Raw genomic sequence first — 9,970 nt, forward strand, 5'->3', positions numbered from 1 at the left:
CGCCCGCCGCCCTCGACCTGCTCGCCCAGGCCCGCGCGAGCCTCGACGAGGCCACCGCCCTGGAGACACCGAACGAGCGCTACGCGACGGCCCACCTCGCCGCCCTGCGCACCGCCGCCGCGGTACTCGCCGCCCGGGGACGGCCGGAGACCTCGCCCCGGGCCCGGGCCAAGATCCGGAGCGCCTGGGAAGTGCTCCCCGAGATCGCGCCCGAACTGACCGACTGGAGCGCGCTGTTCGCCGCGGGCGCCCGGCGCCGGGCCCGGGCCGAGGCCGGTATCCAAGGTGCCGCCACCGGCCGGGACGCCGACGACCTGATACGGGACGTGGCGATGTTCCTGCGCCTCGTCGAGCGGATGCTGGTCCTCCAGCCGGTCCTCCCGCAGCCCCGCCCGGATCAGGACCGGCCGGAGGGCCCCGGCCCGGGGAGGGACATGCCGGACGCGGGCTGACCGGGCCGGGCCGACCGGACGCGGGCCGACCGGACGCATGCCGTCGGGGCGCGGGCAACCGGACGCGGGCCGTCGGGCCGCCGGCTGACCGGACGCGGGCCATCCAGACGCGGGCCGAGCGGACGCGGGCCGACCGGTAGGCGGCAGCCCGGGGCCGGTCGGCGGCCCGGCTCGGAGCGCCTGACCCAGGGCCGTCCGGCACCGGTCATCCGGACGCCGCAGTCGAGGCAATAGGGTGGGGGACGCCTGAAGTCTTCCCTTCCCGTTGGCCGGGGCCGGGGAGGACGCCCCCGTTCACGCCGCCGCGCAAGAGGCGGTACCGCGCCGAGGAGTCAACTGCCGTGTCGGACCCGATGCGCCCCCGTGCCTCACTCCGTACCGCAGTGGTCTGGGAGGTCCTCCAGGACGCCCTGGACCGCCGGGTCAAGGCCACGGGTCGGGAGTCGCTGGACGTCCTCGACACCGGAGGCGGCAGCGGCAACTTCGCGGTGCCCGTCGCCCGTCTAGGTCACCGTGTCACCGTCGTCGACCCCAGCCCCAACGCGCTGTTCGCCCTGGAGCGCCGCGCCGCCGAGGCCGATGTCGCCGAGCGGGTCATGGGCGTCCAGGGCGACGCCCACGGCCTCTTCGACGTGGCCGAGCGCGGTGGTTACGACGTGGTGCTGTGCCACGGCGTCCTGGAGTACGTGGACGACCCGGCCGAAGGCGTCCGCAACGCGGTCGCGGCCCTGCGCGCGGAGGGCGTCCTCAGCCTGCTCGCCGCCGGCCTCGGAGGTGCCGTGCTGGCACGCGCCCTCGCCGGGCACTTCAAGGAGGCCCGGCAGGCACTCGACGACCCGAACGGGCGATGGGGCACGGGTGACCCCGTACCGCGCCGCTTCACCGCCGAACAGCTCACGGGCCTGGTCGAGGCCGCGGGTCTGCGCGTCGGCGCCGTGCACGGGGTGCGGGTCTTCGCCGACCTCGTGCCCGGCGTCCTCGTCGACACCGAGCCCGGAGCGCTGGAAGCGCTGCTGAAGCTGGAGGAGGCCGCGGCCGAGCTCCCCGCCTTCCACTCGGTGGCCACGCAATTGCACATCCTCGGTGAGACCGGCGGGACCGGTGCGACCGCTGGGGTGGACGAGACCGATGGGGCTGCCGAGGCCCGAGCTGCTTCGTGAGGTACCGCCGCTGATCAGCGCCTGGGCCGCGCATGGAGTACGCCACAGGCCCCCCGAATGGAGGCGGCGCGCCGTATGATCGAGGGAGACCGTTCCGGCATGACGGGTCGGCCGCCGGGGAATGCAAGCCTCAGCGAGCCGGGACGCCCATGGCGGGGTCCGGTTGGTCAATTGGCGCAGAGGGGCGGGTTTCACGGGGGCGATTCCCTGCCTATCCTGAAGGGACCCCCCGGGTCGCCCCGGCGACTGCACGATGAGGAGGACTCCGTGCCGCTCTCGGAGCACGAGCAGCGCATGCTCGAGCAAATGGAGCGAGCGCTGTACGCCGAAGATCCCAAGTTCGCGACAGCGCTTGAGGGAAGCGGGCTGCGCACGTACACCCGGCGACGGGTTTACCAGGCGGTCGCCGGCTTCCTCGTAGGTATCGCGCTCCTCATGGCTGGAATGGTCGCCAAGCAGGTCTGGCTCAGCGTCGTGGGCTTCCTCGTCATGCTGGGCTGTGCGGTGCTCGCCGTCACCGGCTGGCGCAAGGCTCCCAAGCCGGGTGAACAGGCTGCCGGTGCCGCCGGGCCCCAGGCCCGCCGACAGGGTCGGCAGCGCCGCTCCGTGATGGATCGCATCGAGCAGCGCTGGCAGAAGCGCCGCGACGAACAGGGCGGCCACTAGCCCTCCGCGCGGCCTCTCCAGGCCCACGTGTGAACACGTACGTCAGGGGGTGACCACCGATCCGGTGGTCACCCCCTGACGTATGCGTCGGCCAGCCGGGGCCAGACCCTCGAATCAGCAGCCCCCTGGTCGACGGCGTACACCTGGTGCCGGATGCGCGGCACGGGAACGCGACCCGGTCCGCCGACCCCGGATACACGGAGGCCGGCCGGCGCACCCGCGCCGGCCGGCCTGAGCCGCTCGTGTCCCTCAGCCCTGCTGGCCCGACGCCTTCCGCCAGGTCGGCCGCATCGCCACGGCGCGCTCCCGGACGCCCGTCCACCAGGCCGACGCCGCCCACACCACCCGCACGGTGGAGCGGGGAGCCACGAGCGCCCGGAGCCGGGCCGGACGGCTGACCGCCGCGCCGAGGCCCGCCGTCGCACGGCGGGCCTCGTCCGTGAGGCCCGCTACCGGGCGGGGACGCGGTGCGTACAGGACCTGCTCCACCGCGTTCGCCACCCGGTGCACCGAGGCCGCGGCCGTCGAGTCGAGGTCGCCCAGCCGGACGATACGGGCGGCCGCCTTGCGCGGTGTCTGCGACTCGTCCGGCATGATGCCGAAGTCCCACGCCGCGTCGGTCAGCTCCTGCCACACGGCCAGCACGTGCGGCGCCGCGTCCGCCTCGCTGCGGCCGTGCGCCCCGAGGCGTACCGCGCGCGTCCGCAGCCGCCACAGCATCGGTGCCAGGGGAAGCGCGAGGACGGCCAGACCGACGAGGGCCCACACAAGGAACGCGTACCACTTCGGGCCGTCGTCGTCCGTGGGCAGCGCCGCCTGCGGCGACTCGCTCGCGCAGCCGCCGTCCAGCCTCCGCTGCTCCGGGGTGCAGGACTCGCGTTCCGACGGCGCCGCGGAGGGCGCGGTGGACGTCGCCTCGGACGGCCGCGCCGGGTCCGGCACCGGGCTGTCGGGGCTGTCCGGCACGGTGTACGACGGTATCGAGCCGCGGTTCGGGGTGGGCTCGAAGCGGGTCCAGCCCACGCCCTCGAAGTACAGCTCCGGCCAGGCGTGCGCGTCGCGCAGCCCCACGGACACCGAGCCGTCCGCCTGCGGGGAACCGGGCGCGAAGCCCACCGCGACCCGGGCCGGGATGCCCAGGGAGCGGGCCATCGCCGCCATCGCGAAGGAGAAGTGCACGCAGAAGCCCTGCTTGTCCTTCAGGAAACGGGCGATGGCCTGCGAGCCGCTGCCCACCTGCACCTGCGTGTCGTACTCGAAGCCGCCGGTCACGGCGAACCAGTCCTGGAGCTTCACCGCCTGGTCGTACGGGTTGGCGGCGCCCGCGGTGACCTGGCGGGCGGTGCGGCCCACCACCGACGGCAGCGAGTCGGGCAGCTCGGTGAAGTCGCCCTCGATGTCCGCGGGCGGCGGCCCCGCCGCGGCGAGCTGCTCCGCCGTCGGCTCCATCTCCAGGCTCTTGACCTGATACGTCAGGCCCCGCGTGTTCTGCCCGTGGTCGCCGACCAGGGTCATGCCCTCCGGCTCGTAGCGCCAGTTGCCGCTGATGCGCACGCCGCTCGGCGGGTACGGCATGGGCAGCCAGTCCTGGGCGTACCAGTCGGCCGCCGTGATCGTGGTGTCGACCTCCGTGCGCTTGACGTCCGGGCTGAGGCCGACCGGGTCCGGGAAGGTGCCGTCGGGAACGGCGGTGATGGACCGCCGGGACGGCTTCCACGTGGTGCCGTCGAAGTCGTCCAGGGACACGATCCGCAGATACAGGTCCGAGACGTCTTCCATCTTCGTCCGCACGGACAGGACCTGCTGGTCCTCGTCCGCGTTCAGGCTGTCCCGCAGCGACACCAGCGGGTTCACGGCGGAGATCGTGCCCCCGCCGCCGCGGCCGCCGCCCGCGCCGGCTCCCACCGAGTCCAGCAGGCCGCCGTTCATCGCGGGCAGGCCGAGCGGCACCACCAGGGCGATGCCGAGCGCGACCACGCCGATGCGCCGGCCCGTGCGGACCGGGGCGACCGCGCCGCTCCGCTCCTCGCCGGACGTGCGCGGAGCACCGCCGAAGACCCGGCCCCACTGTGAGAGCCGGTCCCGCCCCTCGGCCAGGAGCAGCATCAGGTAGCCGGCCGCCGCCACCAGGAACCACAGCCAGGCGGTGCCCCCGTCGGACAGCCCGGCGGCCACGGAGTACAGCGCCAGCAGGGGCAGCCCGGCCGGAGCGGCGCTGCGGAAGGTCACCGCGAGGGTGTCCACCAGCAGCCCGATGACCAGGACCCCGCCTATGAGCATCAGCCGGATGCCGTCGGACTCCAGGGGCGCCGGGATCGCGTACCGGGCGACGTCGTCCCCGCCCTGCTGGAGCAGGACCGCGAAGCGCTCGAAGGCCTGCGGCCCGGGGATCAGCCCGGCCAGGGCCTGCTCGCGGGCGAACACGAAGGTCAGCAGCACGACGGTGACCACGGCCTGCGCCGCGACGGTCAGCGGCCGGGCCAGCGGCACCCTGCGGGCAGCGGCACCCACGCCCGACTGCAGGGCCAGCAGGAAGGCCGCCTGCACGATCCACGTGGCCGGCTTGACCAGGGGCAGCAGGGCGCACGCGGCCATCAGCGTGGCCGCCCAGGCGCCCAGCGTCAGTCGTACCCGCCCGCTCATCCCGGTCCCTCCCCGCCGCTCGCGGCGGCCACGCCCCTGCGCTCCCGGTCGGCCTGCCGCCACACCTCGTCCATGGAGGCGCCCCGCGGCACCCGCAGGGCCGTCCAGCCGGTCTCCCGCAGCATCCGCAACCGGTCTTCGCTCCTGTCCGACGGACCCGGGACGTCGCTCGGTTCCCGCCCCCAGCTCTCACTGTCCAGCACGAAGGCGACCGCACCCGGGCTGCGCTGCCGCATCCGGCCCAGCACCGCCGCCTGGTCCTCGTCCAAGTCGCCGAGGAAGGCCAACAGCAGCCCCTCGTTCCCGCCGCGCAGTACGTCGTACGCCCGGGACAGACCCGCGCCGTCGGAGTGGTCGATCACCGCGAGGGTGTCCATCATCAGCCCGGCCGCGTCCGCGGACTCCTGGCTCGCGCCCGCGAAGCCGTCACCGCCCTCACCGGGTACCGCGTCGCCGGTATCCGTCAACAGCCGCACGGAATAGCCCCGTTCGAGCATGTGCAGCAGCACGGACGCGGCGCCCGACACGGCCCACTCGAAGGCCGAGTCCGGTCCCGCGCCCTCGTAGGCGATGCCACGGGTGTCCAGCAGCACCGTGCAGCGGGCGCGCTGCGGCTGCTCCTCGCGGCGCACCATCAGCTCGCCGTAGCGGGCGGTGGAGCGCCAGTGCACGCGGCGCAGGTCGTCGCCGTAGCGGTAGCCGCGCGGGATCACGTCGTCCTCGCCGGCCAGCGCGAGCGAACGCTGCCGGCCGTCGCCGTACCCCTTGGCCTCACCGCTGAGGCGCACCGGCGCCAGCGGCTCCACGCGCGGGATGACCGTGAGGGTGTCGTACGTCGAGAAGGACCGGGTCAGCTCGCACATGCCGAACGGATCGGTCAGGCGCAGTTGGAGCGGGCCCAGCGGATAGCGACCGCGCAGGTCGGAGCGCACCCGGTAGGACACCTCGCGCCGGCCGCCCGCCTCGACCCGGTCGAGCACGAAGCGGGGCCGGGGGCCGAGCACGTACGGCACCCGGTCCTGGAGCATCAGCAGGCCCGTCGGCAGCCGCGAGACGTTGTCCATCCGCAGGTGGACCCGGGCCTCACTGCCCGCGGGCACGCGCGCGGGGGAGAGCCGGCGGCTGCCCGCGACCCGGTAGCGCGTGCGGTACAGCACCGCCGCGCACACCAGCGGCAGCACCGCCAGCAGCAGACCCACGCGCAGCAGGTCGGCCTGCCCGAGCACATACGAGCAGATCGCGGCCGCGACGCCGGCGGCCAGGAAGGAGCGTCCGCGGGTGGTCAGACCGGCCAGGGCGGTGCGGATGCCGCCCTTCTCGCCCCGGTCGGCTTCCGCGTACCCCGTCCCCGCGGTGGTCATCACAGCCTCCGCGGCGGCTGCTGGGGATAGGCCGGCGCCGTACGGTCGAGGCCGCCGAAGCCCCCCTGCTGCTGCGGCGCCGCGGTCGGCACCGGGGTGCGCTGCAGGATCTCCTCGACGACCTGCTCGGCGGTGCGCCGGTTGAGCTGGGCCTGGGCGGTGGGCAGCAGCCGGTGGGCCAGGACGGCGACGGCGAGGGCCTGGACGTCGTCCGGCAGCGCGTACTCCCGGCCGCTGAGGGCCGCGGACGCCTTCGCCGCGCGCAGCAGGTGCAGCGTCGCGCGCGGGGAGGCGCCGAGTCTCAGGTCGGGGTGCGTGCGGGTGGCGCCGACCAGTTCGACCGCGTAGCGCTTGACGGGCTCGGCGACGTGCACGCCGCGCACCGCCTCGATGAGCTTGAGGATCTCGTGCGCGTGGGCCACGGGCTGGAGGTCCTCCAGCGGCGAGACGCCGCCGTGCACGTCCAGCATCTGCAGCTCGGCCTCCGCGCTCGGGTAGCCCACCGACACCCGGGCCATGAAGCGGTCGCGCTGGGCCTCCGGCAGCGGGTAGGTGCCCTCCATCTCGACCGGGTTCTGCGTCGCCACCACCATGAAGGGGCTGGGCAGCTCGTAGGTCTTGCCGTCGATCGTGACCTGGCGCTCCTCCATCGACTCCAGGAGCGCGGACTGCGTCTTGGGCGAGGCGCGGTTGATCTCGTCGCCGATCACCACCTGCGCGAAGATCGCGCCCGGCTTGAACTCGAAGTCACGGCGCTGCTGATCCCAGATGGACACACCGGTGATGTCCGACGGCAGCAGGTCCGGTGTGAACTGGATGCGCCGCACCGAGCAGTCGATGGACCGCGCCAGTGCCTTGGCCAGCATCGTCTTGCCGACGCCCGGGACGTCCTCGATCAGCAGGTGTCCCTCGGCGAGCAGTACGGTCAGCGAGAGCCGTACGACCTCGGGCTTGCCCTCGATCACGCCTTCCACCGACTCCCGCACGCGCTCCACCACGGCGGTCAGATCAGTGAGGCTCGCTCGATCGTCATAGGTCGTCACCCGGCCCTCCTCGGCCTTTCCCGCGCTCCCAAGGAGCACGGGATACCCCATTTTCCCGGGCCGACGCCGCATGACGCGGGCCGGCCCACCCCGAACCACGGACACCACGCGTGAAAGGTTCCGCGTGACGTCACTCCCGCATTCTTGCTGCCGTTACCGTTTCGTGTCACTCGACTGTGGACAACTGGCCGCGATATGTCGGTCTTGCGACCATTCGAACGCGTGACTGACAGGCTTTCGACAGCGTCAGCAGGTGGTCTTCCGGGGCGGACGGCCCCCGGCGTCCAGGCCTGCGGGCCGGGTCAGGAGGCCGGGTCGACCTCGCGCAGCAGACCGGTCTTCACGTCGAACACGAATCCGCGCACGTCGTCGGTGTGCGGCACGAACGGCGAGGTCCGCACGCGCTGCATCGACTGCCGGACGTCCTGGTCGACGTCCCGGAAGGACTCCACGGCCCACGCCGGGCGCTGGCCGACCTCCGCCTCCAGCTCGTTGCGGAAGTCCTCGGTGAGGCTCTCCAGGCCGCAGCCGGTGTGGTGGATGAGCACCACGCTGCGGGTCCCCAGCTTGCGCTGGCTGATGGTGAGCGAGCGGATCACGTCGTCGGTGACGACGCCGCCCGCGTTGCGGATCGTGTGGCAGTCGCCCAGCTCCAGACCGAGCGCCGCGTGCAGGTCGAGACGGGCGTCCATGCAGGCCACGACGGCGACGTGTAGCACGGGCCGGGCGTCCATCCCGGGGTCCGAGAAGGCGTCGGCGTACCGGACGTTCGCCTCGACGAGGCGGTCGGTGACCGTGCCGCCGGCCGGCATGGCGCTCTCCGAACCTGTGGGAACCGATGCAGAAGTCGTCATAGATATGACGTTACTGGTCACGCCCCGTCCAGGCCTCCTGTGGAAGTGGACAAAGAATGCCGCTGACCGGTGGTTGTGAGGTAACCCACAAGAGTGGCGCCCCGGTCGCCGTGCGAACGGCGGCGACGCGCAGGGCGGTTGATTGACCGGGCGACAGGGTGGACTAAAGTGACGCGAAGCGGGAGGCGAGACTCTCCCCGCTGGACTGATTTCTTCGGAGACCCCGGCGACGACCGGAGATCTCCCCGCGTGCGCGGCGCGTACGTACGGCTCGGCCTCCTCCCGCTCCCGGCCGGCTGACGCTTCCGGCGCCGGCGGGCCGCCCCTTCACCGGGGCCCCCAGCGAAGCTGGGAACGGGCGGGGACCCGGCGGTGCGTACGGCCGCGCCGGATCTGAGAGGGCCCCTTGAGCGCGAGTCGACACGTCCCGGTGATGCTCCAGCGGTGCCTGGACCTGCTGGCACCCGCCCTGGAGGGGCCGGACGCCGTGGTCGTCGACTGCACCCTCGGCCTCGGCGGGCACAGCGAGGCCCTCCTGGAGAGGTTCCCCGACGCCCGGCTCGTCGCCCTCGACCGCGACAAGGAGGCCCTGCGCCTGTCCGGCGAGCGCCTCGCGCCCCACGGCGAGCGCTCCACCCTCGTCCACGCCGTCTACGACGAGCTCCCCGAGGTGCTGCACAGACTCGGCATCGCGCGCGTGCAGGGCGTCCTGTTCGATCTGGGCGTCTCCTCCATGCAGCTCGACGAGGCCGACCGCGGCTTCGCGTACGCCCAGGACGCCCCGCTCGACATGCGCATGGACCAGACGACCGGCGTCAGCGCCGCCGAGGTCCTCAACACCTACCCGCCGGGCGAGCTGGTGCGCATCCTGCGGGCGTACGGCGAGGAGAAGCAGGCCAAGCGGATCGTCGGCGCGATCGTGCGCGAGCGGGAGAAGGAGCCGTTCAGCACCAGCGCGCGGCTGGTCGAGCTGATCCGCGACGCCCTGCCGCAGGCCGCCAAGCGCACCGGCGGCAACCCGGCCAAGCGCACCTTCCAGGCCCTGCGCATCGAGGTCAACGGCGAGCTCTCCGTCCTGGAGCGGGCGATCCCGGCCGCCGTCAGGACACTCGACGTGGGCGGGCGGATCGCCGTGCTCTCGTACCACTCGCTGGAGGACCGGCTGGTCAAGCAGGTCTTCGCGGCGGGCGCCGCCATCACCGCGCCGTCGGGACTGCCCGTCGTCCCCGAGCGTTACCAGCCGCGGCTCAAGCTGCTCACGCGCGGTGCCGAACTCCCCACGGAAGAGGAGATCGCCGAGAACCGGCGGGCGGCACCGGCGCGGCTGCGCGGGGCCCAGCGCATCAGGGAGGACGTCGAGTGAGGCGCGTGCAGGCCGGACCGAGGGAGCGTGCGTGAGCGGCAAACCCGAACTGAAGGGGAGGGCGGCCCGACTCGCGCGGCTCCTCCCGACCGGCCCGGGGCAGGCGGCCCGTACGCCCTTCGTCTTCCTGGTCGTCCTCCTCCTCGGCGGCGGTCTCATCGCCCTCCTGGTGCTGAACTCGGCCCTCAGCGAAGGCGCGTTCAAGCTCGACGACCTCCAGCGCGGGACCAAGAACCTCACCGACGAGGAGCAGGCCCTCCAGCGGGACATCGACGCCTACTCCGCCCCCGACGCCCTGCAGCGACGCGCCCGCGAGCTCGGCATGGTGCCCGGCGGCGACCCCGCCTTCCTCGCTCCCGACGGCACCGTCAAGGGCGTCCCCAGCGCCGCCCCGGGCGTTCGGCAGTCCTCGGTGCACACCCCCCTGG

Annotated in this window: 9 protein-coding genes; 5 read left to right on the forward strand and 4 right to left on the reverse strand. The window is 73.5% G+C overall.

Annotated features, from left to right (window positions below):
- The 3 genes from C1J00_RS30395 to C1J00_RS30405 form a co-directional block, all read left to right on the forward strand.
- Positions 1-452 (forward strand): SAV_6107 family HEPN domain-containing protein (locus tag C1J00_RS30395; RefSeq protein ID WP_102912201.1); only part of this gene is annotated, 452 nt, incomplete at its 5' end.
- A 341-nt stretch (positions 453-793) separates the two neighbouring features.
- The gene (locus C1J00_RS30400) at positions 794-1,612 is read left to right on the forward strand and encodes a methyltransferase (RefSeq protein WP_102912202.1); all 819 of its coding nucleotides are present in this window, start codon (positions 794-796) and stop codon (positions 1,610-1,612) included.
- Between the two features lie 267 nt (positions 1,613-1,879).
- Positions 1,880-2,278, forward strand: coding sequence for an SCO2097 family morphological protein (locus C1J00_RS30405; RefSeq protein WP_102912203.1), 399 nt, complete (start codon positions 1,880-1,882; stop codon positions 2,276-2,278).
- Between the two features lie 249 nt (positions 2,279-2,527).
- On the opposite strand, the gene C1J00_RS30410 is transcribed toward C1J00_RS30405, so the two are convergent.
- The 4 genes from C1J00_RS30410 to C1J00_RS30425 form a co-directional block, all read right to left on the reverse strand.
- Positions 2,528-4,921, reverse strand: a complete 2,394-nt coding sequence (locus tag C1J00_RS30410; protein ID WP_102912204.1) for a transglutaminaseTgpA domain-containing protein — start codon at positions 4,919-4,921, stop codon at positions 2,528-2,530.
- Complete coding sequence (locus tag C1J00_RS30415) at positions 4,918-6,282, reverse strand: DUF58 domain-containing protein (RefSeq protein WP_102912205.1); 1,365 nt, start codon at positions 6,280-6,282, stop codon at positions 4,918-4,920. The genes C1J00_RS30410 and C1J00_RS30415 overlap by 4 nt, the downstream gene beginning before the upstream one ends.
- Entirely contained in the window at positions 6,282-7,325 is a 1,044-nt protein-coding gene (locus C1J00_RS30420; protein WP_102912206.1) for an AAA family ATPase, read from the reverse strand. The genes C1J00_RS30415 and C1J00_RS30420 overlap by 1 nt, the downstream gene beginning before the upstream one ends.
- Positions 7,326-7,627: 302 nt before the next feature.
- Positions 7,628-8,179 (reverse strand): beta-class carbonic anhydrase, encoded by a 552-nt coding sequence (locus C1J00_RS30425; RefSeq protein ID WP_180989745.1) that lies wholly within the window; start codon positions 8,177-8,179, stop codon positions 7,628-7,630.
- Positions 8,180-8,585: 406 nt separating this feature from the next.
- On the opposite strand from C1J00_RS30425, the gene rsmH reads away from it, so the two are divergent.
- The gene (rsmH, locus tag C1J00_RS30430) at positions 8,586-9,542 is read left to right on the forward strand and encodes a 16S rRNA (cytosine(1402)-N(4))-methyltransferase RsmH (protein WP_102912208.1); all 957 of its coding nucleotides are present in this window, start codon (positions 8,586-8,588) and stop codon (positions 9,540-9,542) included.
- A gap of 31 nt (positions 9,543-9,573) precedes the next feature.
- Positions 9,574-9,970 (forward strand): cell division protein FtsL (ftsL, locus tag C1J00_RS30435; protein ID WP_102912209.1); only part of this gene is annotated, 397 nt, incomplete at its 3' end.

This window comes from Streptomyces cahuitamycinicus (genome assembly GCF_002891435.1).
Lineage (GTDB): Bacteria > Actinomycetota > Actinomycetes > Streptomycetales > Streptomycetaceae > Streptomyces > Streptomyces cahuitamycinicus.